This is a genomic window from Sphingobium algorifonticola, assembly GCF_004005485.1.
Classification (GTDB): Bacteria; Pseudomonadota; Alphaproteobacteria; order Sphingomonadales; family Sphingomonadaceae; genus Sphingobium; species Sphingobium algorifonticola.
Genome location: NZ_RZUL01000001.1, coordinates 443,997 through 465,837, shown reverse-complemented (window position 1 = coordinate 465,837; position 21,841 = coordinate 443,997). Strand labels below are relative to the sequence as shown.

The window sequence follows — 21,841 nt, the reverse complement described above, 5'->3', positions numbered from 1 at the left end:
TGCCTGCCGCAGTCCGGCGCTCAGTCGCTATAGGGGCTGTCGAGCCAGGCGGCCGCCTGTTCGCGTGTACGGAAATACTGGAATCGCGGATCGGGGGCGAGCCGCTCGATCTGCATCTTCATGATCGTGCTGCCCGTGACATTGGCGGACCGGCGCAGGCCGTTGGCCATGCACCAGGCGATACGCGCGTGGCCATCGTCCGTCGTGTCCTGCGGCATGACGCCGAAATCGCTGAAATCGGCAAGAATGTCGAACCAGGACCCATGCCCCTTGGCAAGGGATGCCGCCGCCCGCAACTGCGTATCGAAGCCGGCCAGCGCGGCCTTCGAATAGCCGTCCTTGAAGGCAATTTCGACGCGATGCGCAGCCTTGTTGATGATTACCTGAACCATATCGGGTCTTTCGCTCTCCCAGCATCGCGGCATTCCGCATTGGCCTATGCTGCGGCATCCTATGGCCGATAGATTGATAATTTATTGGAGACCGGCAAGCAGCCACAGGCCGATCGCAAGGAACAGCAGTGCCGCCGCCTGACGAATCCGCGCGAGGGACAGGCGCCGGATCAGCGCCTCCCCCAGATACACCGCCGGTACGTTGGCGATCATCATGCCCAGGGTCGTTCCCGCCGTGACCGCCAGCACCTGCCCGACCGTCGCGCCAAACTGCGCGCCCAGCGCAATCGTCGCCACCTGCGTCTTGTCCCCCATCTCAACCAGGAAAAATGCAACCAGCGTGGTGGCGAAGGCGCCGCCGCGCGACCGGGGGGCATCGTCGGCATCCATCGTGTCGGGGACGAGCGTCCACAGCGCCATGGCAATGAACCCCAGCGCGATGGCATAGCGGAAGGCGATGCTGTCCAGCAGCCCGGCGATGCCATGGCCCAGCAGCGCCGCCAGGAAATGATTGGCGAGCGTCGCCACCAATATCCCGGCGATCACCGCGACTGGTCTGCGGAAGCGGACGGCGAGGAGAATGGCAAGCAATTGCGTCTTGTCGCCGATTTCGGCGAGGGCGACCACGGCGGTCGATGCAAGAAAGGCGTCCATGGGGCAATGTCCGGGGTCGGGCAGCGGATGGACACAATGTCACCGGCCTTCCCGCCCGACCGGGACGGAAAGCCGATGCCATTGGTCTCGACAGACAGGACCATCGATCCTGCCCCGCGCACCATGGTGTCTCCACCAAATATGTTGATGCGCGACCCACGGCCAAAGCCGTGGCTGGCTACTCCCCAGATGACGCGCTAATCGCTAGGCGAGTCGCCGGACCGAGGCAAGGGGCACTGAGGCAAGAGGGGCTGGCGCAAAGGCGCAGCGGTAAACGCTTTTTGCGATCAATGTGGCATTTTTAATCAATTTTCTGATGTAACGCCGACGGCTTAGACACTGTTTCACCATAGAGCATGGCACGACGAGGAGAACAGCGATGACCGACCAGCCGAAATCCGCCCCGCAGACCGGCGGCCCCGTGATGACGACGAGCGCGGGCGCGCCGATCCCGGATAACCAGAACTCGCTGAGCGCCGGGCCGCGCGGTCCGCTGCTGCTGCAGGATTATCAGCTGATCGAAAAGCTGGCGCATCAGAATCGCGAGCGCATTCCAGAGCGCGTCGTGCATGCCAAGGGCTGGGGCGCGCATGGCACCCTGCGCATCACAGGCGACATCAGCAAATATACCCGCGCCAAGGTGCTGCAACCCGGCACCGAAACCCCGATGATTGCTCGCTTTTCCACGGTGGCCGGTGAAGCAGGCGCAGCGGATGCCGAGCGCGACGTGCGCGGCTTCTCGCTCAAATTCTACACGCCCGAGGGCAATTGGGATTTGGTCGGCAACAACACGCCGGTGTTCTTCGTGCGCGATCCGGTGAAGTTTCCCGACTTCATTCACACGCAAAAGCGCCATCCGCGCACCAATCTGCGCTCACCGACGGCGATGTGGGATTTCTGGTCGCTCAGCCCCGAATCGCTGCATCAGGTGACGATCCTGATGTCCGATCGCGGACTGCCGGTCGGCGTCCGTCACATCAACGGCTATGGCAGCCACACCTTCAGCCTCATCAACGACGCGGGTGAGCGGTTCTGGGTGAAGTTCCACTTCAAGACGATGCAGGGCCACAAGCACTGGACTAATGAAGAGGCCGCCGATGTCGTGGGTCGCACCCGCGAATCGACGCAGGAGGACCTGTTCGAGGCGATCGAGACCGGCGACTTTCCGAAGTGGAAGATGCAGGTGCAGATCATGCCGGAACTGGATGCCGACAAGACGCCCTATAATCCGTTCGACCTCACGAAGGTGTGGCCGCATGGCGACTATCCGCTGATCGACATCGGCGAGTTCGAGTTGAACCGGAATGCCGACAATTATTTTTCGGAGATCGAGCAGGTCGCATTCAGCCCGTCGAACATCGTGCCGGGCATCGGCTTCTCGCCGGACAAGATGCTCCAGGCCCGCATCTTCGCTTATGCCGACGCGCATCGGCACCGGATCGGCACGCATTACGAGGCCTTGCCCGTCAACGCGCCCAAATCGCCGGTGAACAATTATCACAAGGATGGGGCGATGCGCTTTACGCCGAACAATCCCAATCCGGCCGCCTATTATGAGCCGAACAGCTTTGGCGGGCCGGTGGAGCGCGCCGAATATCGCGAGCCGCCGCTGCGCATTTCGGGTGATGCCGACCGCTACAATCATCGTGAAGGCAATGATGATTTCAGCCAGCCGCGCGCTTTGTTCGAATTGTTCGATCAGGCACAGAAAGACCGGTTGTTCTCCAACATCGCCGCCGCGATGGGCGACATCCCGGATTTCATCGAGGAACGGCAGTGCGCGCTTTTCGATCAGGTGCATCCTGACTATGGCGCGGGCGTGCGCCGGGCACGCGCGGCTATCAAGGATCGCAATCCGTCGATTTCCGCGCCGACGGACAAGGTTCTGGCCGACGCTTCGGCCTGACCGGCAATGTCTGTACCGGGCTGCATCCGTTGCGGGTGCGGCCCGGTGCTGTCGTACAGCCGGGCTTGCCGCGCCGGACCCGTGCGCCTAGATAGTCAGCATGGCGCATGCGCATCATCACCATGAACCAACCGGCCGCTCGCTGGCTGAGGCTGCACAGGCAACGCTGGAGCACCGCGGCGAGCAATGGACGCCGATGCGCGCCGCCATTTTCGATGCGCTGGCGCGGGAAGACAAGCCTGCTTCCGCCTATGACATTGCCGACAGCGTGTCGCGGGCACGCGGCAAGCGCGTTGCGCCCAACAGCGTCTATCGCATTCTCGACCTGTTCGTGTCGTCAAACCTCGCGACGCGCGTCGAAAGCGCCAACGCCTATATCGCCAATGCGCATCCCGGTTGCCTGCACGACTGCATCTTTCTGGTGTGCAAGACATGCGGCGAGGCGAAGCATGTCGATGACGACGCGCTGACCGGCAATGTGCGCAAGCGCGCGGCGAACGAAGGGTTCGTGGCGGACCGCCCCGTGATCGAAGTCCTCGGCACCTGCGCCAGGTGCGCGGCCTGACATCCGCATTACACTATTCGACATGCTCTGCCGAAGCCGCTAAGCTGAAGGCAGGAGAACACGATATCCATGTCTGAACGTCCGCTTACGCCGCTGCTCGATACCGTCCATGTGCCGGCCGATTTGCGCAAACTGGCACCCGAGCAATTGCCCCAGCTGGCCGATGAATTGCGGCAGGAAGTCATTTCGGCGGTCGGCGTGACCGGCGGCCATCTGGGTTCGGGGCTGGGCGTGGTCGAGCTGACCGCCGCGATCCATTATGTATTCAACACGCCCGACGACCGGCTGGTGTGGGATGTCGGCCACCAATGCTATCCGCACAAGGTGCTGACCGGGCGGCGCGATCGCATTCGCACCCTGCGCATGGGCGGCGGCCTGTCGGGCTTCACCAAACGGGCCGAAAGCGAATATGATCCGTTCGGCGCAGCGCACAGCTCCACCTCGATCAGCGCGGCGCTGGGTTTTGCCATCGCCAACAAGTTGCAGGGGACACCGGGCAAGGGCATTGCGGTCATCGGCGACGGCGCGATGTCCGCCGGCATGGCCTATGAGGCGATGAACAACGCGCGCGAGGCGGGCAACCGCCTCGTCGTGATCCTCAACGACAATGACATGTCGATTGCCCCGCCTGTGGGTGGCCTGTCAGCCTATCTGGCGCGGATCGTGTCCAGTCGTGAGTTTCTTTCGGTGCGCGAGGCGTTGAAGCGGGTGGCGCGCAAGCTGCCGCGCCCCTTGCAGAAGGCAGCGCGCAAGACTGACGAGTTCGCGCGCGGCATGGCGATGGGCGGCACCCTGTTCGAGGAGCTGGGCTTTTATTATGTCGGCCCGATCGACGGGCACAATCTGGAACAGTTGATCCCCGTTCTCGAAAATGTGCGCGATGCGGAGGAAGGACCGATTCTGGTCCATGTCGTGACGAAGAAGGGCAAGGGTTACGCCCCGGCCGAAAATGCCGCCGACAAATATCATGGCGTGCAGAAGTTCGACGTGGTGACGGGCGCGCAGGCGAAGGCGCCGCCCGGACCGCCCAGCTATACGGCGGTGTTCGCCAAGGCGCTGATTGCCGAGGGCGAACGCGACGACCGCATATGTGCGATCACGGCGGCGATGCCGTCGGGCACTGGTCTCGACAAGTTTCAGGAGGCGTTCCCCGACCGCACGTTCGATGTCGGTATTGCCGAACAGCATGCGGTGACATTCGCCGCGGGCCTCGCCGCGCAAGGCATGCGTCCGTTCTGCGCCATCTATTCGACGTTCCTCCAGCGCGCCTATGATCAGGTGGTGCATGATGTCGCGATCCAGAATCTGCCGGTGCGCTTCGGTATCGATCGCGCGGGATTGGTGGGGGCGGACGGCTGCACGCACGCCGGCAGTTTCGACGTCACCTATCTGGCGACCTTGCCCAATTTCGTTGTGATGGCAGCGGCGGACGAGGCTGAGCTGGTCCATATGGTCCACACATGCGCGGTGCATGACAGCGGGCCGATCGCCGTGCGCTATCCGCGCGGCAACGGCACTGGCGTCGCCTTGCCCGCCGTGCCGCAGCGGCTGGAAATCGGCAAGGGCCGCATCGTGCGCGAAGGGCACAAGGTTGCTATTCTCTCGCTCGGCACCCGGCTGGAAGAGGCGCTGAAAGCCGCCGAGGCGCTGGAAGCCAAGGGCCTGTCCACCACCGTCGCTGACCTGCGCTTTGCCAAGCCGCTGGACGAGGCAATGATCCGCCGTCTGCTGTCGACGCATGAAGTGGCGGTGACGGTGGAGGAAGGCGCGATCGGCGGGCTTGGCGCGCATGTGCTGACCATGGCAAGCGACCTTGGCCTGACTGACGCGGGCCTCAAGATTCGTACCTTGCGCCTGCCCGACATTTTCCAGGATCAGGACAAGCCCGAAAAGCAATATGCCGACGCCGGGCTGGATGCCGACGCGATTGTCGACAGCGTGCTGACGGCGCTGCGGCACAACAGCGCGGGCATGGTGGGCGAGGTGCGCGCCTGACAGAAGCGTTGACGCCTTGTCCGATGCCTCCTAGTGCGCCGCTTTCTGTTGCAGGACCATTGACATGACCGATATCGAAACTGGCGAACCGACGGGTAGCGGTGCCGCCGACACGCCGCCCGATCGCCTCTCCACCAATCCGCGCAGCCCCTATTTCGATATGGACGTGCTCCAGCGCGGCATCGGCATCCGTTTCAAGGATCGGGTACGCAACGATGTGGAGGAATACAGCATATCCGAAGGCTGGATCCGAGTCGCGGCGGGCAAGACGAAGGATCGCCATGGCCAGCCGCTGACTATCAAGCTGTCCGGTCCCGTTGAAGCCTGGTTTGAACATGCTGCGCAGGATAGCGGCGGGGCGTAAGTGCCGTCATTCTGACGTGAGGGCCGTTATGGCGTGTCGTTTCCCCATCGGTGCGGCACCGCAGGACTATCTGATCCGCGCATCCCGCTTCACGTCGCGAATGATGTCCGCCAGCGAACGCTCTTTCTTCGGACGGAAATCCTCGATGCGCGAGACATCGGCGTAAGCAAGGCGCGGTGTCTGCGCTTTGGGCGCCGACGCTGCTTCGCGTACAGGCGCAATCGCCTGCGTGAGGCGGTATCCGCCCAGCCCCGTGAACGGATTGAGTCGCGCCTTCTCGCCATAGATGAACCCGAATGTCGGGTTGGTCCGTGCGCCCATCTGCCCCGTCGGCGTATGCCACACGCGCACTTCGCTCCAGTCGTTCGCATCGGACACGTCGATCGCCCGCACATCCTCCTCGATCGCGCCGGGGCTGGACCAGTTGGCATGGCGGATCAGCACTTCGCGCGCCGACAGGATTTTGCTGACCACCGCCACATGGCCAAGCTCCATCGGTCCGTACGGCTGGAACGCCAGCACCGCGCCCTTGCGCGGACGATGGCCGCGATCGTATCGACCCGCCGCCTGGTCCCACCAGGTCCATGCATCGCCATAGAGGACGACGCCCGACACCGCGCGGGCATAGGGAACGCATTGCAATATGTCCGCCGCGCGCAGCGGCATGGCGCTGGCCAGGGCAAGACCGGTCGCCAGCAGCATCGCTGCTGCCTTGACCCGAAAATGTCGCATCATCGTGATTCCGAAAGCTCGTCATCACCCCACCAGCGACTGGTCTAGGCAGAAATGCCTAGCATCGGGTTAAGCATCGCGGTGGATCGAGGATGCGACGCCCGTCGGCAAGAATTAGTTGAGCGCGGTCGTTCCCGCCGCCGCCGCGATCTGTACCGGACGATCTGCGGCCGCCGGTGCCTGCGCATAGATGAAACCGCGCGCGGGGTTCGATCGTGTGCCGAGGGCGCCGGTGGGGCCGTACCAGACCTTGACGTCGCTCCAGTCGTTCGCAGCCGATACGTCGATGGCACGGACGTCCCGTTCGATGCCGCCGCGATAGGACCAGTTCGCATGCGTCAGCCGCACCTCGCGCGGGGAGACGACCTGGCTCACCATCGCGACATGGCCCGCGGGCATCGCGCCGGACGCCGCAAAGGCCAGCACCGCGCCGACGCGCGGTTCCTGCCCGCGATCATAGCGTCCCTCCGCCTGCGCCCACCAGTCGGCGGCGCGTCCGAAAAGCTGAATGCCCGAAATCTGCCGGGCATAAGGCGCGCATTGCAGGGTTCCGGCCATCGCAGGTGTCTGTGCAGCCAACAGGCCGCATGCGGCCATCAGCACAAACGCCGCGCGAAACATCATTGTCATGGTAGGTGCGACCCCTCGCTTTGTCCTGAAAGCCATAGACGGGAGGAGACGTAGCCGCGCCACTGGTCTGCGGCGAAGCGTTGCGACGATGCGTTGCGCGGCGCACCCTCCTGCGTGACAGCGGGAACGAAATTGCCATGTCGTTACACGCGGGTGATATGTCCCTGTTCGACGTGCAGGCGCGTGGCCTGCGCCAGCCCGTCGAACAGCGCCGGTTCGGTGCCGGTCATCCACACTTGCCCACCGGTCGCCGCCAGCCGGTCGAACAAAGCGAGCCGGCGCGCCGGGTCGAGATGCGCCGCCACTTCGTCGAGCAGCAGCACCGGAGCATGGCCGGTCCGCTGCGCCACCAGCCGGGCATGCGCCAGGATGATCGACAGCAGCAGCGCCTTCTGTTCGCCGGTCGAACAGAGTGCTGCGGGCTGACGCTTGGCCGCATGCTGCACCATCAGGTCGCTGCGGTGCGGGCCGGACAGGGCGCGCCCGGCGGCGGCGTCGCGGCGGCGCCCCTCCCGCAATTGCGTCGCAAGCGGCCCGGCATCGGCCGTCCAGCCTTCGATAGCGAGCAACGGCCGCGCGAACGTCTCGTCGGGTTGCTCGGCCAGCGCGATCGCCAGCGCCGCCACGCAGTCCGCCCGTGCGCTGGCCAGCGCCGTTCCATGCGCTTCCATCTGTCCCTCCAGCGCGCTCAGCCAGGCCGGATCGGCGGGGCGACTGTCGGTCAGCAGGGCATTGCGGCTGCGCATCGCTGCTTCATACCGGGCGCTGTGGGTGGCATGGCCGGGATGCAACGCCAGAGTCAGCCGGTCGAGGAAGCGCCTGCGCCCGCCGGGGCTTTCGGCGAAGAGCCGGTCCATCGCGGGCGTCAGCCACAGCACCGCCAGATGTTCGGCCAGCGCCGTCGCCGCACTCTGCGTGCCGCCGATTCGCACGGTGCGCCGGTCGGGCGTCTCGGCGGTCGCGCCGGTCCCTATCGTTACGCCGTCCACCTGCGCCGCGATGCCGAAGCCGCCGCTCCCGCCTTGCCGCGCCATCTCGCGCAGCGCCGCGCCGCGCAGCCCGCGTCCCGGTGCCAGCAGCGATATCGCTTCGAGGATATTGGTCTTGCCCGCGCCATTGTCGCCCGTCAGCACGATGAAGCCGTGCGCGGGCACGATCAGCGCGTCCTCATGGTTGCGGAAATCGCTGATGGTAAGGCGGCTGAGCATCGCCGCGGTCTAGCGGGCTTTTGTCGATAGGGTAAGATCGCATGCCGCCGCGCGTCGGGCTTGCGCGCGGCGGCAATAGCGATCATCACCGCAGCAACAGGATTCCCCTTCGCCGGAAAAGGACATTGCGCCATGAAATCCGTTCTCCCGCTGTTTGCCGCCGCTCTCCTCACGATGCCGACGCTGGCCTCCGCCGCACTGCCCGTCGGTGCCAAAGCGCCCGATTTCACGACGCGCGGCGCGCTGGCGGGGAAGATCCGCACCATTAACCTGGCGCAGGAGCTGAAGAAGGGGCCGGTGGTGCTCTATTTCTTCCCGGCCGCCTTCACGCCGGGCTGCACCGCAGAGGCGCGTGAGTTCGCTGAGGCGACGGACGCTTTCAAGAAAGCCGGCGCGACCGTTATCGGCCTGTCCGCCGATCCGGTGGACAAGCTGGCCAAGTTTTCGGTCGAGGAATGCCGCAACAAGTTTACCGTCGCCTCCGCCGGGCCGGGTGTCATTTCCGGTTATGACGTCGCCCTGCCGCAGCGCGCGGGGATGAGCAACCGCACCTCCTACGTCATCGCGAAGACCGGCCGCGTCGCCTATGTGCACAGCGACATGAGCTACACCGCGCATGTCAAGAACACGTTGGCCGCGGTGCAGGCGATGAAATAACGTCTGTTCTCCGGCGAAAGCCGGGGTCCAGAGTTGCACAGAGTTGCACAGAGATGCATTTCGTTGCCCCGGACCCCGGCTTTCGCCGGGGACCAGCGGCACGCTCACCCCTTCACATATTTCCCGAACCAATCGAGGGTCGCGGTCCACGCGGCCTTTGCTGCCGCTTCGTTATAGCTCGGGCGATAGTCGGCCATGAAGCCATGATCGGCGTCGGGATAGACAGTGATGTCGGACGGCGGTGACTTGCCGACCTCTTTCAGCTTCGCTTTCATCAGGGCGACGTCGGCAACGGGTATCCCCCTGTCCTTGCCGCCATATTGGCCGAGCACGGGAGCATTCAGCTTGCCTGCCTCGTCGATCGCGATCATCGGCTGAAGCGGCGCTGGCTTTCCCGTCATCCGTCCGTAAAAGGCGACGCCGCCGTCCAGCGCCTTGCTATGCGCCGCATAGAGCCACACGACACGTCCGCCCCAGCAAAAGCCGGTAATGCCCCGGCGCGATGCGTCGCCGCCATGTTCGCCCGCCCACGCATAGACGCTGTCAATGTCACTCAGCACCTGCGCGTCGGGTGCCTTGGAAACGATGCCTTCGATCAGCGCCTTGTAATCGGCGATCTTGGTCGCGTCGCCATGGCGGGCGAACAGGTCCGGTGCCACGGCGCAATAGCCAGCCTTGGCCAAACGACGGCAGATGTCCTTGATCCATTCGTGCACGCCGAAGATTTCATGCACGACGACGATGACGGGCGCGGGCTTGCTGCCCTGTGGCTTCGCGACGAATAGCGGGACGGCAAAACCGTCCGCCGCCATCACGGTCGCGCTGTCCTCGCCAATGTCCGCGCCGTCGGTCTGGATCGTGGTCGAAGCGACCGGTTGGCAGGCAGCGGCAAAACCGGCGGCAAAGGCCCCGCCCACCAGAAGGCGGCGGCGGTCTACCCCGGTCGAGGCGATCCAGTTGCGATCCTCCGGCAGGCGGTCCTGTTCCAGGCTGTCGGTATGAAGGCTGGCGGGCTGCGGACTGTCGGGCGTCAGGTCGTCATGCATTACGGGTCTCCTCGGGCTTTCCCCCGGTCGGGAGACTAGCGGGGCGGGGGCAGGGCGTCGCGCAGAAAATCGCCGCCCACAACGAGGTCGAGCCCGGCCGTGGAATGGCGATAGACATAGGTCCACGCATCGACCGTGCCGTCCTGCGTCTGCACCGGCAGGATGATCCGCGCATATTCATGCGGCGCAGGGCAGTCGGCCGCACATTCCTCATAGGCGTCCAGCCGGGCGAGGATCGTTTCGCCCGCCGGTCCATGCGGCAGGCGAAACAGGTCGCCCCGCACCATCAGCCCGCGCGCATCGGGAACCAGCCCCGGATAGCCTGCCACATGATAGAGACGGCCTGCGACCTGTGCGGTCCCGATCCAGAGCGCAACCTCTGCCAGCCACGTCGCCTCAGCGTTTGCGCAGCCGCGTCGCAGCGTGCCGTAGACGAACAGATGTCGAGCCGGAAGCGAATGCATGGGCACAGGCTATCGCACAGAGAAATCTGAATCCAGCATGACGATTTACGACAGGTTGGAAAATTATCCCAACTCACGGGATTTATTCCGCGCTCATTCGTGCGCCGTGCCGACAGATAGTCCCATTTTCCGGGCAAAATCGAAATTGGCACGGCCTGTGCAAAGCTATTGGCATCCGCCGGATGGTCCGGCTTGGTAGGTAACAGGGAATATCATCATGTCTTTCAGCAAGCTTCAGAACGCCGCCTTCTCGCTGGTCGCCGCTTTCATCGTCGCCACCGTGTTCGTCACCGCAGCCGCCGGTCCGGCCGTCTCGTTCGCCTGACTGGCCGCCAATGCCGACGTCAAAGCCGACGTCCGGCACGTCCGTTCCGCGGGGCATGGACCCCGCATGTTTCAACCCCATATGTTTCGACAAGGATAGAAGATTATGGACCGCAGCTTCACTCTCGACCGCCGCAACGCAAAGATCATGGGCGTCTGCGCGGGTCTGGCGACGCGCACGGGTGTCGATGTCGTCGTGATCCGCATCGCGCTGGTGCTGCTGACGTTGCTTGCGCTCGGCCCGGTGGCCGTCGTCGGCTATCTGCTGGTCGGCTGGCTCGCCAACTGACTAGCCCCGGCGCACGTGTCGCACCAACAAAAACGCCGCCCCGGCATGCATGCCCTGGGCGGCTTTTTGTTGTCCTGCTTTAACGGCGCAGCGAAGCCGGTGATCCTTTTGTGCAGATCAGGCGTAAAGTACCGAATAGAAAGTCAGAATCTGGGCGCTGATGGCCACGAGGGCGCCGACGCCGTAAGTTGCGATACGCATTTTATGTCTCCTTGATGAAATATAATGTCGGGACAGCGCAATTAGGTATCGTCTCGTCCTGCTTCAATCGCAAAGCGCGGCGGTACAGATGCAGCAATTGCAATCGTCGCTATGCCAGTCCTCTGGTGCCCGCCCACCGCACAGGCTACGGCCGGTCCATGTTCGCCGATCCCTGGTTCCTCCTGGCCGCATGCATTGCCGTCATCCTGATCGGGCTGGCCAAGGGCGGCTTTTCCGGGCTCGGCGCGCTCGCGACGCCGGTGCTGGCGCTCGCGACCGGCCCGGTGCAGGCGGCGGCCATCCTGCTGCCGCTGCTTATTGCCAGCGACGTGGTGAGCGTGTGGTCGTTTCGCCGGGACTGGAACCGCCGGATCGTCGCGATCATGCTGCCGGGCGCATTGCTTGGCATCGCGCTCGGCTGGCTGATTGCGGCGCGCCTGCCGGTCGCCGCGATCATGGCGGCACTCGGCCTCATATCCGTCGGCTTCGGCGTCTGGCGATTGTGGGTGGAGCGCGGCGGCCGCATGCCTGCGCCGACGCGCGCGTCGCCACTTACCGGTGCGGCTTTCGGCGTCGCGACCGGCTTCACCAGCCAGATCGCGCATGCGGGCGGACCGCCTTTTCAGATCTGGGTCACGCCGCAGCGGCTGCCGCACACCGAATATGTCGGCACCAACGCCATATTGTTCGCGATCATCAACTGGGCGAAGGTGCCAGCCTACATCGCCCTGGGTGAGTTTGGCGCGGCCAATCTGACGGCATCGGCGGCGCTGGCACCGCTGGCGATCGCCTCGACGCTGGCGGGCGTCTGGCTGGTCCGGCGCGTCCACGGCGCGCGCTTCTACACCATCGTCTATCTGCTGATGATCGGGCTGGGTATCAAGTTGCTGATCGACGCCGTCTGACCGATCCGGCGAATAGATACGCGATGCGGTGCGCGATCTGCTATCAGGGCGACACGCACAGCATAGAAGGACCATCGCCATGGCCAAGGGCCAGAAGAAAACCAGTCGCGAAGCCCGCAAGCCCAAGGCGGAAAAGCCGCCCAAGCCCAATGCGTCCAACCCCTCGACCAAGCCGGGTGGCCTCAACATCGTGACGATCAAGTAAGGCAGCGCCCGCGCAGGGCAATCGCCGCGGTTTCGCCCATGGCCAAAGCGTCGCTTTCCGGTTAGGGCCTGCGTCAGCCATGCCAGCGCCCGATCTTCCCGCCCGGCCCGTGTCTCCGTTTTCCGTGCCGATCTTCCGCGCGGTGTGGCTGGCCAGCATGGCTTCCAACTTCGGCGGGCTGATCCAGTCGGTCGGCGCGTCGTGGATGATGACATCCCTGTCACCCTCTCCCGCGCTCGTCGCCCTGGTGCAGGCGTCCACCACCTTGCCGATCATGCTGCTCTCGCTGCTGGCGGGGGCCATGGCCGACAATCTGGATCGCCGGGTGGTGATGCTGTGCGCGCAGGGTTTCATGCTGCTGGTATCGGTCGCGCTTGCGCTTACGGCCTGGGCGGGGTGGATTACGCCCGCCCTGCTCCTCATGTTCACGTTCCTCATCGGCTGTGGCACGGCGTTCAACGGGCCAAGCTGGCAGGCGTCGGTCGGCGACATGGTGCCGCGCGCCGCGCTGCCCGGTGCGGTCGCCTACAACAGCATGGGGTTCAACATCGCGCGCAGCCTTGGCCCGGCGATCGGCGGGGCAATCGTGGCGGCGGCGGGCGCGGCGGCCGCCTTTGCGATCAACGCGTGCAGCTATATCGCGCTGATGACGGTACTGTTCCGGTGGAAGCCCGAACGGCCGCCGCGCCTCCTTCCGCGCGAACCGATTGCCGATGCGATGGGGGCGGGCATCCGTTACGTCGCCATGTCCCCCAACTTGCGGATCGTGCTGCTGCGCGCGCTGGTCTTTGGTCTGGCCGCCAGCGCCATTCCCGCGCTCATGCCGCTTATCGCGCGCGATCAGGTGGCGGGCGGGCCGCTCACTTATGGCTTGCTGCTGGGTTCCTTCGGCCTTGGCGCGGTGGCGGGCGCACTGGGCAGTGGACGGGTGCGGCAGTGGTTGTCGACCGAATGGATCGTGCGGCTATCCGCCGCCGCCATGACGATCAGCGCCGCGGTCAGCGCGCACAGCAGCCTGACGGTGGTGACGGTTCTGGCGCTGTTGCTGGGCGGGGCGGGCTGGGTGCTGGCGCTTTCCACCTTCAACGTCACAGTGCAGATGGCCGCGCCGCGCTGGGTCGTGGGCCGCGCGGTGGCGCTCTATCAGATGGCGGCGTTCGGCGGCATGGCGGCGGGAGCCTGGCTGTTCGGGGAAATCGCCGATGTCCATGGTGTCGCCCTCGCCCTGACGGTGGCCGCCGCTATCCAGGCGTTGAGCGTGCCGCTCGGCCTGTTCGTGCCGCTGCCGCAGGTGGAACAACTGAACCTCGATCCGCAGAACCGCTGGAGCGAACCCGAACTGGCGGTGGAGATCGAACAGCGCAGCGGGCCGATCGCCGTCGAGATCGAATATAAGATCATGCCGCCGGACATCGCCACTTTCCTGTCGGCCATGGCCGAGCGGCGGCGGATACGCGTGCGCGACGGCGCGCGGCACTGGACCCTGCTGCGCGATCTGGGTGACGAGACGCTGTGGATCGAACGCTATACCGTGCCGACCTGGCTCGATTACATCCGCCACAACCAGCGCCGGACGCAGGCCGACGCCGCCAATCTGGAACGTATCCGCGCCCTTCACCAGGGGCCGGGCCAGCCTGTCGTCCACCGCATGATAGAGCGTCAGACGAGCGTGGCGCTGCCCGCGCGCGGCGACCCGCCGCCTGCCGCGATCGACCCGCTGACCGATCCGACCCGGTCAAGCTGATCGAGGGCCTTTCCTTGCTGCCCTCGCATCCCTAGATCATAGGCTCGGTTATCGGGGACGCATCCTATGCAGCGGTTCGACGTCATCATATCGGGCGGAGGTCTCGTCGGCCTGACGCTGGGCATCGCGCTCAGCCGCCATGGCGTGCAGACCGCCGTCATCGACCCGGCAGACGCCGACGCAGCGATTGCGCCGGGTTTCGATGGGCGCATCTCCGCCATCGCCAGTGCGACGTGGAACATGCTCAGCGCGATCGGCGTGGGCGAGAGACTGGCGGGTAAGGGCTGCCCGATCGAGCGTATCTGGGTCAGCGACGGTCTGAAGCCCGGCGCGCTCGATTTCGTGACGCCCGATGGCGACGGCGCGATGGGCACCATGTTCGAGAACAGGGACATCCGCATCGCCCTGCGCGATGCCGCTGCGCATGCCGACGGCCTCACGCTGTTCCAGCCCGAACGGGCGACCAGCGTGGATCGCGATGCCGACGGCGTCCGCATCACGCTGGGTGACGGGCAACAGATTGCCGCCGCGCTGCTGGTGGGGGCGGAGGGGCGCAACAGCCCGACGCGCGACGCCGCCGGGATGCGCGTCGCCCGCTGGTCCTATCCGCATGTCGGCATGGTGACCGCGATCGAGCATGACGTGCCGCACGCCAACACCGCGTATGAAATCTTCTATCCCGGCGGTCCCTTCGCATTGCTCCCCATGCAGCCGGGCAACCGTTCCGCCATCGTGTGGACCGTCCCCGCGAAACAGGCGCCCGCCATGCTGAAGCTGAGCGAACGCGCTTGGCTGGCCGAAGCGCAGAAGCGGATGGGCGGTTTCCTGGGCGACATCCGCATCATTTCGCCGCGTTCCAGCTATCCGCTGGGTTTCCATCATGCCGCGACGATCGCCGGCACGCGCCTCGCGCTGGTCGGCGATGCCGCGCACGGCATCCACCCGATCGCGGGGCAGGGCCTGAACCTGGGCCTGCGCGATGTCGCGGCCCTGACGCAGGTGCTGGTGGAAGGGATGCGCCTCGGCCTCGATCCCGGCGACGCGCAACTGCTGGCGCGTTATCAGAAATGGCGCAGCCTCGATTCGCTCAGTGTCGCGGTGGCGACCGACGTGCTCGTCCGCCTGTTCGACCTGCAAGGCCGCGTCCCGTCGGCCATCCGCCGCTTCGGCCTGGGCGCCGTCCAGCGCATGACCCCGCTCAAGAACCGCTTCATGGCGGAAGCACGCGGGGAATCGGGAGCGTTGCCGAAATTGCTGATGGGGGAAGCGGTTTAGGGGGAGCGTCGTTTTTCGACCAATTTTAGCCGATCACGGGAGTTTTCTGGCTTCCCCATAGCGGACATAGGCAGACCCCGCTAAATCTAGCGCATGGATGAAATGCAGCTTGAGATATGTCAGCGGTATGGCGCAAAATTCATGCCGTCCGAAGAGACATACAAGGTCGGTATTTCCGAGAGCGCCCTGCGAGGTGAGTTACCGCTCAATGGCCTTCGTCATCCGCCGGAAAGTGGGACGACTGGATGGTTCATCTGGTCAGGAGAATGGTCCGATGACCCGCACTTTTTCAGGCCGCTGCATGTTTACCACTTGGCAGAGCATTGTCCGGCGGCATTGCCGTTCATAGCCCTGCCTCCGGGCTGGAGGTTTCTGGTCGCTGAGGGATATGAGGATGTTTGGTCCGACAACGCCCTTCTTAATATCTAAACCCGACCGTCCGCTAACCACCCTAAAAGCGCTCCGGCTTCAAAGGCTATCCACGCGACCGATTGGCCCGTCCGGTTCGGGGGCGGAAAGCCGCCCGGCGTCACGCGACCATCTATTGCCATTCTTGTCGGCTGCCGCTCACCTTTATAAGCGGTCGCTCACTAAACCCAACGACTGCCAGCTTTTTCCCAAGCCTTCCAAAAGATAACGTGGTCGTCGTCATTCAAGACTTCCCAACCGGCTGCTTTGAGGAACGCCTCCGGCGTTACTTCTTCAGGGCCGATCTTGCGCGCCTGGAGAGGTGGTATGAACATGTAGTGTTCACCTTTGCCTCTCAGATTGGAGAGCATCTGACCAATCTCGCCATCGCAAATCCGAAGAAATAGGGGTCTATCCAATTTGCGTATCACGCCATTGAGTATGTAATGACCGACATGAGACGTTATTGAATCGTCTTGTAGCAATTCGGATAAGCCGGGAGCCGCACGGATATCAGTTTCTAACGCGGCGGAAGACTCGCACAAGGCGATGTCCTCCACAGACCGAATGCCAAATCTATCAAGGTCATGGGTTTCCATGCTTCAACCCCCTGTGGTCGTGTAGCGAATGACAGCTTTCTCCTACTAAATGGTTCAAAGCCGTCATTCCGTAATCCACCCATAACCGTCATTCCCGTGAAGGCGGGAACCTAACTCTCGTCTTGGTGACTCGGGTGCGGCTGGCGAAATGGGTTGCCGCCTTCAGCCGAAGGCTGAAGTTTATCCTGAGCTTGTCGAAGGGCGGGAATGACAAAAAGAGGTACTTTGTTCCGCCATTCGTCATGCTGACGAAGGTCAGCCTCCATTGGCTCAACATTGGCGAAGGCGCGCGAACCCCGTACCAATGGATTCTGACTTTCGTCAGAATGACGCCGTTGTTACCGGTCCAGCCTCCTCCCGCCACCACCCCAAAAGTAGGAAACCGGGCGGGTAACGTTGTGTGAACTTCGTGAACTTCCGCGCTCCCCGCATGGGCAAAGCGCCCGCAACCCCTATTGCAGCGTCGCGGCGCCGTCCCCGTCGGTGCGGCCGAAGAACTGCATGAGCTGGATCGTCCGCTCCGCCCGTTCCTTCAGCGACGTCGCCTCCAGCAGCACCTGCTTGGACGCCGGGTCAAACGGCGCGATCTGGGCAATGCCGTTCACCAGCGATGCGTCGTCCAGGCGCGACACCGCATCCCAATCCACCATATAGCCTTGCGCGCGGGCGAAGCGTTGCGATTCCTGTTCCAGCGCCGCGCGCTCCGCCGACGCCAATATGTCGTCATCGCGATGGCCGTCGATTTCCACTTCGGCTTCGACCTGGCGGAAGGGTGTCGTCACGTCCAGTTCGCGCACGATTTTGAAGCGGGCAAGGCCGGTCAGGATGATGTTGAACCGCCCGTCCTCCAGCGCCTCGAACTCGCCGATATGGCCCACGCAGCCGATGGCATAGAGCGGCGGACGCGCCGGGTTCGCCTCGCGTCCTGCCCCGCCGCCCGCCGCTCCCGCCGCCGCATCACCGCGCGGCTGGATCATCCCGATGCGCCGGTCGCGCGCCATCGCATCGTGGATGAGCGCACGATAGCGCGGCTCGAAGATGTGCAGCGGCAACTGCATCCCCGGAAACAGCAACGCGCCCGTCAGCGGGAACAGCGATATGCGCTGGGTCGCCATCTCAACCGAACAGAATGGCAGACAGCCGCCGCCGTTGCGCCGAAACCCACGGATCTTCGAGCCCGACGACTTCGAATACTTTCAGCAGCTGTTGCCGCGCGGCGCCTTCGTTCCAGTCGCGGTCGCGTGCGATGATGGCGAGCAGGGCGTCGGCGGCGGCATCGCGGTCGCCATTAGCCATATGCCCGTTCGCCAGCGCGAAACGCGTTTCGTGATCGTCGGGATCGGTGGCGAGTTTCGCTTCCAGACCCGACAGATCCTCGACCGGCTGCACCGTCAGCGCCAGCGAGAGCGCGGCGCGGGCGCGTTCGACCGGCGGGGTCTTGCCGATGTCCTCGGGCAGCGCATCCAGCATGGCCTGCGCCTCGTCCGTCTCGCCCAGTGCGACGAGGGCACGAATCTGCCCGGCCAGCGCCTCGGCATTGTCCGGCGCCATCTCGACGATCTGCGTGAAGATGGAGAGGGCGCGGCCTGCGTCGCCCTGCGTCAGAACATCCTCGCCCATGGCGATCAGCGGCGCGATTTCCTGCGCCTGCGCCTTTTCGTCCGATTCGATGGGAAGCTGCGCCAGCAACTGGTCGAACATCTGGCGGAATTGCCCTTCGGTACGCGCCTGCGTCAGGTCCGCGACCGGCTGGCCCTGGAAAATGGCGTAAACGGTCGGGATCGATTGCACGCGGAATTGCGAGGCGATGAAGCCATTCTCGTCGACGTTGATCTTGACGAGCTTCACGCCCTTGGCCGCATATTCGGCGCACACCTTCTCGATCACCGGAGTCAGTTGCTTGCAGGGCCCGCACCATTCGGCCCAGAAATCAACGATGACCAGCGATGTGCGCGACGGGTCCACCACGTCGCGGCGGAAATCTTCCACCGCCTGCTTGTCCGCCTCGCTCAACCCCAGCGTCGCCAATGTCCGTCTCCTGCCTGATGCATGAAAGAAATGCTGCCCCTTATGTGGGGCATTGCCGCGCCTGCGCAAGCCATCCCGTCCGCTTTGCCGCGTTTCCGCGCTTCCGTCCGCCAATTTCCGCAGGATTGGAGCGGACGCCCAAAAAACCCGCTTGCCGCATCGCAAAACCGATGCTAGTTGCCGCGCCTCACCCGCCGGAAGGACTTGCGTCCCCGGCCGCCAGAGCGGGCGTAGCTCAGGGGTAGAGCACAACCTTGCCAAGGTTGGGGTCGAGGGTTCGAATCCCTTCGCCCGCTCCAGTTTTCCGATATAAATCAGTGAGATAATCGCCTTCAAGGCGAGCCCAATTTATGCCTTCAATCTGTATCGCCACCATGTCGCCACGGGGATTTAATACACGGGCCGCGATTTCCGGTTCGAAATTGTCGAGTGAGTGTGACCCGTGTGGTGCACTCAGCGTCTCAAGAGTCGGTTCGCAAGTTCCCGCACATCGGCCTCCATGGTTGCGGCGCTCACGTTGTCCAACTTTATCGCCTTTGCCCTTTCAAGGAAATCGAGACTTTCAGCCTCGGCCTGTGACAGCATCACGACGTCAGCGGCAGGGAGTTCCGATTTAATCTGGGCCTTGCAGTCGATAGCAAACTTGCAGGACTCTGAATCTGTTGAGCGATGCACAAGCAATAGGTCGATGTCATGCGGTCGGGCCTTGCCGTTGAAGAACGAGCCGAACCCGTAAACCGCAACGCTCTCAGTCAAAGGAAGCCTCGCTTTTTGTAGCGCTCCTCGTCCCAGTCACTGAGATAGGCCCAGAAGTTGGGTCGATTGAGCGCCGCCATAAAATCCCGAATGCTGAAGAGGCCGACCTGCTCGGCACTGCATTGCATCTTGAGGTCGTCCGAATATCCGCACCAGTTGGACGAGATGATAATCACATCCAACTTTCCGAGCTTAGAGATCGTTTCCAGATACTCAGCAGCGCCATAGGAGTAGCATTCGCAAACGAAGGCTTCGAGCACGGTGCCATCGGTCTTGATTAGACTGTATCTCCCATTTCCCAACGATTGCAGGTCGCGCACGCGGCTGTGCGCACGCATTCGTTGTTCAAAGAAGTCGAAATGACCATAATAGCTCGGCCAAGGGAACGCTTCACTATGTGCTGGCATGCAACGTCTCTTCAATCAATTCGGCAAAGGCCTTCGGAAAGCGGACAACGCCTTCATAAGCAATCTCATCTGCCACCCAGCGCTCGTAACTGCGAGCATGAAGCTGGAAATCGGCGATGATCGCTTGTTCTGCGGGCGTGAAAGCATGGACGCCTTCGTTTAGAACCTCAGCGATGCGGCGATTATTCGGTACGATCGTCCCCAGTCGCTCAGAAAGCCAAACAGCATAGGCTGCATCGTTATTTGGGTTTTTGCGCGCGAAGTCGGACAGTGGGCCGTAGTTCAACCAAACCTGATGGTTGGCGGCAAGCAACGGTGAAATTTCACGCGCTATCGCCTGCTTGTCGGTCGCTGGCACTGCATGAAGCCGCAATCGAACGAAGGCTTCGTGGTCAGCCTTGATCTGGTGCAAAAATTCGACCGGGAATCGTCCTTCGTTTTCGGCACGATCGATGAGGGTGTGATGAGTGGGGCACAAGAGAATGAGATTCTGATAGTCATCCCGCTCTTGAGGCGTCTGCGCTGCGTTATGGCGGTTTGCGCCGGGTTGGTCACCGCAAATATGCGCCATCTCGCCCAATGTGTAAGGAGCAAAATCACCGGCTTCGCTGAAAGTCAGTCGCTGTCGACAATCAGGAAACGCACATAGCCCGCCCGAAGCGGACCAAAGAATCTTTATTGATTTTTGGGTAATTGCCATGCCGCTACTGCTTCATTTCGCATATCCGTTCAGACCGCCACCCATTCCCCATTGGCTGCAATCTTTGTGTTGGCAGAAAGCGAAGCATATCTTTCTGGGTGCACGGTATGTATCGGCAAAAGGCGTTGCGGCGCAACGGCCTGTGCCATTCGGTATAGGTCTGCGCTGGAAGCGTGGCCGGAGCTGTGAACGATATGGAAATCAATTTCCTTGCGCTTCGCCCACATGCCGCGGGCAAGCCCGTCGTCGCCCTGGCCGGTGCCGTGCCGCCGGATGCCGATGATGCACCGCACCGGCTGTTTGATGCGCTGCTGCCGATTGGCCCGCATCCGCGCACAGTCGCTGCCGCGATCGCCGCCACCGAACCCGATCTTGTCCGCACAGCCAAATCGATTGGCGACATCATGCATCTGGCCGGGCCGTGGCAAGGTCCGCCGACCGCACTCCCGGTTAGCTGAGATACTGGTGGCCCGCGCTAGATGTCGAATATCTTCTTGATATATTTGCGACTGGCCGCATAGGATTGCCAGACCGGCTGCGTTGGCGTGAAGCCCTTTTCAAACGACAGTTCCACCGCAAGACCGCCGCTAAAGCCTATCCTGTCCAGCGCCGCTGCGATGGCTGGAAAGTCGGTTGCACCTTGGCCCAGATATTCGGTCCAGCGGCCGTCGGCATATTGATCGCGCAGATGCAGATAGATGATCCTGCTGCCGAACATTTCTATGAACGACGCCGGGTTCATCCCCGCCCGCGTGAGCCAGTTTACATCAGGACCCAGCATCAGGTCCGGCACACGTTTCAGGGTTTCGCGCAGGTCGAACATGTCGTCGGCGATCTCGTGCACATGGTTGTGGAGCGACGCGGCAATGCCGTGCTTTGCACATAGGGCGAGAATGTATTTCAGAATATCCGCCTGCGCATCCAGCTCTGCGGATGTCTTGCGCCGGCCCGCATCCCCGACGTTCAAATTGAACGTGGAAACACCGATTGCCGCCATCCGTTCGATCATGGGGGTGACATCGGAAACGATGTGCGAGTGCCGTGCCTTGTCCCACATGGGCTCATTGTAGGTGCAGCCGGTCAACGGCAGGCCGAATTGCTTGCCGAGCCGCTTCATGTCGGAAACGACGTTCGGCTGGCGCATGTTGTAGGAATAGAATTCGAAGCCGTCATAGCCCAGCGGCGCCAGCTCCCGGATGGCCCTTTCGGTTCCTGGCAACGGGTCCAGTCCGACGGTATGGGCGTCGTAATAAGCGTAGAGATTGGCGATGACCTTGGGCTTTGGTCGACGCGATCTCGCCAGCGCGGACTGTGACGATGACCCGCACAGACATGCATAGCCAGCCGCTTGCAGGACGGATCGCCGATTGATGAACATCGCATTTGT

At 63.3% G+C, this 21,841-nt stretch carries 26 protein-coding genes, 1 tRNA gene and 1 riboswitch; of the genes, 13 read left to right on the top strand and 14 right to left on the bottom strand.

Annotated elements, in window-relative coordinates; all coding sequences use genetic code 11:
* Positions 1-20: 20 nt before the first annotated feature.
* Both ENE74_RS02355 and ENE74_RS02350 read right to left on the bottom strand, forming a co-directional pair.
* Positions 21-392 carry a hypothetical protein gene (locus tag ENE74_RS02355; RefSeq protein WP_127689026.1) on the bottom strand — a complete coding sequence of 124 codons (372 nt, stop codon included), beginning with the start codon at positions 390-392 and terminating at the stop codon, positions 21-23.
* An 81-nt stretch (positions 393-473) separates the two neighbouring features.
* On the bottom strand, positions 474-1,046 hold the full coding sequence (locus ENE74_RS02350; RefSeq protein ID WP_127689025.1) for a TMEM165/GDT1 family protein: 573 nt from the start codon (positions 1,044-1,046) through the stop codon (positions 474-476).
* Between the two features lie 92 nt (positions 1,047-1,138).
* Positions 1,139-1,246, bottom strand: a riboswitch (yybP-ykoY riboswitch).
* A gap of 179 nt (positions 1,247-1,425) precedes the next feature.
* On the opposite strand from ENE74_RS02350, the gene ENE74_RS02345 reads away from it, so the two are divergent.
* From ENE74_RS02345 to ENE74_RS02330, 4 genes are all read left to right on the top strand, one after another.
* Positions 1,426-2,952: a catalase gene (locus ENE74_RS02345; RefSeq protein ID WP_127689024.1), complete on the top strand. Its 1,527-nt coding sequence runs from the start codon at positions 1,426-1,428 to the stop codon at positions 2,950-2,952.
* Positions 2,953-3,052: 100 nt separating this feature from the next.
* Positions 3,053-3,517, top strand: a complete 465-nt coding sequence (locus ENE74_RS02340; protein ID WP_127689023.1) for a Fur family transcriptional regulator — start codon at positions 3,053-3,055, stop codon at positions 3,515-3,517.
* 69 nt (positions 3,518-3,586) lie between these two features.
* Positions 3,587-5,512 (top strand): 1-deoxy-D-xylulose-5-phosphate synthase, encoded by a 1,926-nt coding sequence (gene dxs / locus ENE74_RS02335; protein ID WP_127689022.1) that lies wholly within the window; start codon positions 3,587-3,589, stop codon positions 5,510-5,512.
* Between the two features lie 64 nt (positions 5,513-5,576).
* Positions 5,577-5,876, top strand: a complete 300-nt coding sequence (locus ENE74_RS02330) for a DUF3297 family protein (RefSeq protein WP_127689021.1) — start codon at positions 5,577-5,579, stop codon at positions 5,874-5,876.
* Between the two features lie 66 nt (positions 5,877-5,942).
* Here ENE74_RS02330 and ENE74_RS02325 read toward each other — a convergent pair whose 3' ends face one another.
* The 3 genes from ENE74_RS02325 to recF all read right to left on the bottom strand — a co-directional run bounded on the left by ENE74_RS02325 (position 5,943) and on the right by recF (position 8,446).
* Positions 5,943-6,611: a CHAP domain-containing protein gene (locus ENE74_RS02325; RefSeq protein ID WP_478403540.1), complete on the bottom strand. Its 669-nt coding sequence runs from the start codon at positions 6,609-6,611 to the stop codon at positions 5,943-5,945.
* 111 nt (positions 6,612-6,722) lie between these two features.
* On the bottom strand, positions 6,723-7,238 hold the full coding sequence (locus ENE74_RS02320) for a CHAP domain-containing protein (RefSeq protein ID WP_206517621.1): 516 nt from the start codon (positions 7,236-7,238) through the stop codon (positions 6,723-6,725).
* A 143-nt stretch (positions 7,239-7,381) separates the two neighbouring features.
* The gene (gene recF, locus ENE74_RS02315) at positions 7,382-8,446 is read right to left on the bottom strand and encodes a DNA replication/repair protein RecF (RefSeq protein ID WP_127689020.1); all 1,065 of its coding nucleotides are present in this window, start codon (positions 8,444-8,446) and stop codon (positions 7,382-7,384) included.
* A 132-nt stretch (positions 8,447-8,578) separates the two neighbouring features.
* Here recF and ENE74_RS02310 point away from each other — a divergent pair, with 132 nt between their 5' ends.
* A complete protein-coding gene (locus tag ENE74_RS02310) occupies positions 8,579-9,103 on the top strand; it encodes a peroxiredoxin (protein ID WP_127689019.1) in 525 nt (174 codons plus the stop codon).
* Positions 9,104-9,207: 104 nt separating this feature from the next.
* Here ENE74_RS02310 and ENE74_RS02305 read toward each other — a convergent pair whose 3' ends face one another.
* Both ENE74_RS02305 and ENE74_RS02300 read right to left on the bottom strand, forming a co-directional pair.
* Positions 9,208-10,149 (bottom strand): dienelactone hydrolase family protein, encoded by a 942-nt coding sequence (locus ENE74_RS02305; protein WP_127689018.1) that lies wholly within the window; start codon positions 10,147-10,149, stop codon positions 9,208-9,210.
* A 35-nt stretch (positions 10,150-10,184) separates the two neighbouring features.
* Positions 10,185-10,613 carry a gamma-glutamylcyclotransferase family protein gene (locus ENE74_RS02300; protein ID WP_127689017.1) on the bottom strand — a complete coding sequence of 143 codons (429 nt, stop codon included), beginning with the start codon at positions 10,611-10,613 and terminating at the stop codon, positions 10,185-10,187.
* Between the two features lie 430 nt (positions 10,614-11,043).
* Between ENE74_RS02300 and ENE74_RS02295 the strand changes: the two genes are divergently transcribed.
* The 6 genes from ENE74_RS02295 (at position 11,044) to ENE74_RS02275 (ending at position 15,985) form a co-directional block, all read left to right on the top strand.
* Entirely contained in the window at positions 11,044-11,226 is a 183-nt protein-coding gene (locus ENE74_RS02295) for a PspC domain-containing protein (RefSeq protein ID WP_127689016.1), read from the top strand.
* Positions 11,227-11,585: 359 nt separating this feature from the next.
* Positions 11,586-12,332 carry a sulfite exporter TauE/SafE family protein gene (locus ENE74_RS02290; RefSeq protein WP_127689015.1) on the top strand — a complete coding sequence of 249 codons (747 nt, stop codon included), beginning with the start codon at positions 11,586-11,588 and terminating at the stop codon, positions 12,330-12,332.
* A 79-nt stretch (positions 12,333-12,411) separates the two neighbouring features.
* Entirely contained in the window at positions 12,412-12,537 is a 126-nt protein-coding gene (locus ENE74_RS18615; protein ID WP_277601345.1) for a hypothetical protein, read from the top strand.
* 79 nt (positions 12,538-12,616) lie between these two features.
* Positions 12,617-14,281, top strand: coding sequence for an MFS transporter (locus ENE74_RS02285; protein ID WP_127689014.1), 1,665 nt, complete (start codon positions 12,617-12,619; stop codon positions 14,279-14,281).
* Positions 14,282-14,347: 66 nt separating this feature from the next.
* Positions 14,348-15,556, top strand: a complete 1,209-nt coding sequence (locus ENE74_RS02280; protein ID WP_127689013.1) for an FAD-dependent monooxygenase — start codon at positions 14,348-14,350, stop codon at positions 15,554-15,556.
* Between the two features lie 93 nt (positions 15,557-15,649).
* Positions 15,650-15,985 carry an immunity protein Imm33 domain-containing protein gene (locus tag ENE74_RS02275; RefSeq protein WP_127689012.1) on the top strand — a complete coding sequence of 112 codons (336 nt, stop codon included), beginning with the start codon at positions 15,650-15,652 and terminating at the stop codon, positions 15,983-15,985.
* 161 nt (positions 15,986-16,146) lie between these two features.
* Here ENE74_RS02275 and ENE74_RS02270 read toward each other — a convergent pair whose 3' ends face one another.
* The 3 genes from ENE74_RS02270 to ENE74_RS02260 all read right to left on the bottom strand — a co-directional run bounded on the left by ENE74_RS02270 (position 16,147) and on the right by ENE74_RS02260 (position 18,591).
* A complete protein-coding gene (locus ENE74_RS02270; RefSeq protein ID WP_127689011.1) occupies positions 16,147-16,563 on the bottom strand; it encodes a hypothetical protein in 417 nt (138 codons plus the stop codon).
* A gap of 452 nt (positions 16,564-17,015) precedes the next feature.
* Positions 17,016-17,678, bottom strand: coding sequence for an LON peptidase substrate-binding domain-containing protein (locus tag ENE74_RS02265; RefSeq protein ID WP_127689010.1), 663 nt, complete (start codon positions 17,676-17,678; stop codon positions 17,016-17,018).
* Position 17,679: 1 nt separating this feature from the next.
* Positions 17,680-18,591, bottom strand: coding sequence for a tetratricopeptide repeat protein (locus ENE74_RS02260; protein ID WP_127689009.1), 912 nt, complete (start codon positions 18,589-18,591; stop codon positions 17,680-17,682).
* Positions 18,592-18,815: 224 nt separating this feature from the next.
* Here ENE74_RS02260 and ENE74_RS02255 point away from each other — a divergent pair.
* A tRNA-Gly gene (locus tag ENE74_RS02255) sits at positions 18,816-18,890 on the top strand.
* Between the two features lie 154 nt (positions 18,891-19,044).
* Here ENE74_RS02255 and ENE74_RS02250 read toward each other — a convergent pair.
* From ENE74_RS02250 to ENE74_RS02240, 3 genes are read right to left on the bottom strand one after another with little or no spacing between them, the layout of a single operon-like run.
* Positions 19,045-19,347, bottom strand: coding sequence for a hypothetical protein (locus ENE74_RS02250; RefSeq protein WP_127689008.1), 303 nt, complete (start codon positions 19,345-19,347; stop codon positions 19,045-19,047).
* Complete coding sequence (locus ENE74_RS02245) at positions 19,344-19,754, bottom strand: hypothetical protein (protein ID WP_127689007.1); 411 nt, start codon at positions 19,752-19,754, stop codon at positions 19,344-19,346. The genes ENE74_RS02250 and ENE74_RS02245 overlap by 4 nt, the downstream gene beginning before the upstream one ends.
* On the bottom strand, positions 19,741-20,454 hold the full coding sequence (locus ENE74_RS02240; protein WP_127689006.1) for an HNH endonuclease: 714 nt from the start codon (positions 20,452-20,454) through the stop codon (positions 19,741-19,743). Before ENE74_RS02240 ends, ENE74_RS02245 begins: the two co-directional genes overlap by 14 nt.
* Positions 20,455-20,648: 194 nt before the next feature.
* On the opposite strand from ENE74_RS02240, the gene ENE74_RS02235 reads away from it, so the two are divergent.
* The gene (locus ENE74_RS02235) at positions 20,649-20,912 is read left to right on the top strand and encodes a glycerate kinase (protein WP_127689005.1); all 264 of its coding nucleotides are present in this window, start codon (positions 20,649-20,651) and stop codon (positions 20,910-20,912) included.
* Positions 20,913-20,929: 17 nt separating this feature from the next.
* Here the strand turns inward: ENE74_RS02235 and ENE74_RS02230 are convergent, their stop codons facing one another.
* Positions 20,930-21,832, bottom strand: coding sequence for a sugar phosphate isomerase/epimerase family protein (locus ENE74_RS02230; protein WP_127689004.1), 903 nt, complete (start codon positions 21,830-21,832; stop codon positions 20,930-20,932).
* Between the last annotated feature and the right edge of the window lie 9 nt (positions 21,833-21,841).

Coding starts and splice junctions, on each gene's coding strand:
- ENE74_RS02355 (WP_127689026.1), bottom strand. CDS start 392: ATGGTTCAGGTAATCATCAACAAGGCTGCGCATCGCGTCGAAATTGCC.
- ENE74_RS02350 (WP_127689025.1), bottom strand. CDS start 1,046: ATGGACGCCTTTCTTGCATCGACCGCCGTGGTCGCCCTCGCCGAAATC.
- ENE74_RS02345 (WP_127689024.1), top strand. CDS start 1,426: ATGACCGACCAGCCGAAATCCGCCCCGCAGACCGGCGGCCCCGTGATG.
- ENE74_RS02340 (WP_127689023.1), top strand. CDS start 3,053: ATGGCGCATGCGCATCATCACCATGAACCAACCGGCCGCTCGCTGGCT.
- dxs (WP_127689022.1), top strand. CDS start 3,587: ATGTCTGAACGTCCGCTTACGCCGCTGCTCGATACCGTCCATGTGCCG.
- ENE74_RS02330 (WP_127689021.1), top strand. CDS start 5,577: ATGACCGATATCGAAACTGGCGAACCGACGGGTAGCGGTGCCGCCGAC.
- ENE74_RS02325 (WP_478403540.1), bottom strand. CDS start 6,611: ATGATGCGACATTTTCGGGTCAAGGCAGCAGCGATGCTGCTGGCGACC.
- ENE74_RS02320 (WP_206517621.1), bottom strand. CDS start 7,238: ATGACAATGATGTTTCGCGCGGCGTTTGTGCTGATGGCCGCATGCGGC.
- recF (WP_127689020.1), bottom strand. CDS start 8,446: ATGCTCAGCCGCCTTACCATCAGCGATTTCCGCAACCATGAGGACGCG.
- ENE74_RS02310 (WP_127689019.1), top strand. CDS start 8,579: ATGAAATCCGTTCTCCCGCTGTTTGCCGCCGCTCTCCTCACGATGCCG.
- ENE74_RS02305 (WP_127689018.1), bottom strand. CDS start 10,149: ATGCATGACGACCTGACGCCCGACAGTCCGCAGCCCGCCAGCCTTCAT.
- ENE74_RS02300 (WP_127689017.1), bottom strand. CDS start 10,613: ATGCATTCGCTTCCGGCTCGACATCTGTTCGTCTACGGCACGCTGCGA.
- ENE74_RS02295 (WP_127689016.1), top strand. CDS start 11,044: ATGGACCGCAGCTTCACTCTCGACCGCCGCAACGCAAAGATCATGGGC.
- ENE74_RS02290 (WP_127689015.1), top strand. CDS start 11,586: ATGTTCGCCGATCCCTGGTTCCTCCTGGCCGCATGCATTGCCGTCATC.
- ENE74_RS18615 (WP_277601345.1), top strand. CDS start 12,412: ATGGCCAAGGGCCAGAAGAAAACCAGTCGCGAAGCCCGCAAGCCCAAG.
- ENE74_RS02285 (WP_127689014.1), top strand. CDS start 12,617: ATGCCAGCGCCCGATCTTCCCGCCCGGCCCGTGTCTCCGTTTTCCGTG.
- ENE74_RS02280 (WP_127689013.1), top strand. CDS start 14,348: ATGCAGCGGTTCGACGTCATCATATCGGGCGGAGGTCTCGTCGGCCTG.
- ENE74_RS02275 (WP_127689012.1), top strand. CDS start 15,650: ATGGATGAAATGCAGCTTGAGATATGTCAGCGGTATGGCGCAAAATTC.
- ENE74_RS02270 (WP_127689011.1), bottom strand. CDS start 16,563: ATGGAAACCCATGACCTTGATAGATTTGGCATTCGGTCTGTGGAGGAC.
- ENE74_RS02265 (WP_127689010.1), bottom strand. CDS start 17,678: ATGGCGACCCAGCGCATATCGCTGTTCCCGCTGACGGGCGCGTTGCTG.
- ENE74_RS02245 (WP_127689007.1), bottom strand. CDS start 19,754: ATGCCAGCACATAGTGAAGCGTTCCCTTGGCCGAGCTATTATGGTCAT.
- ENE74_RS02240 (WP_127689006.1), bottom strand. CDS start 20,454: ATGGCAATTACCCAAAAATCAATAAAGATTCTTTGGTCCGCTTCGGGC.
- ENE74_RS02235 (WP_127689005.1), top strand. CDS start 20,649: ATGGAAATCAATTTCCTTGCGCTTCGCCCACATGCCGCGGGCAAGCCC.
- ENE74_RS02230 (WP_127689004.1), bottom strand. CDS start 21,832: ATGTTCATCAATCGGCGATCCGTCCTGCAAGCGGCTGGCTATGCATGT.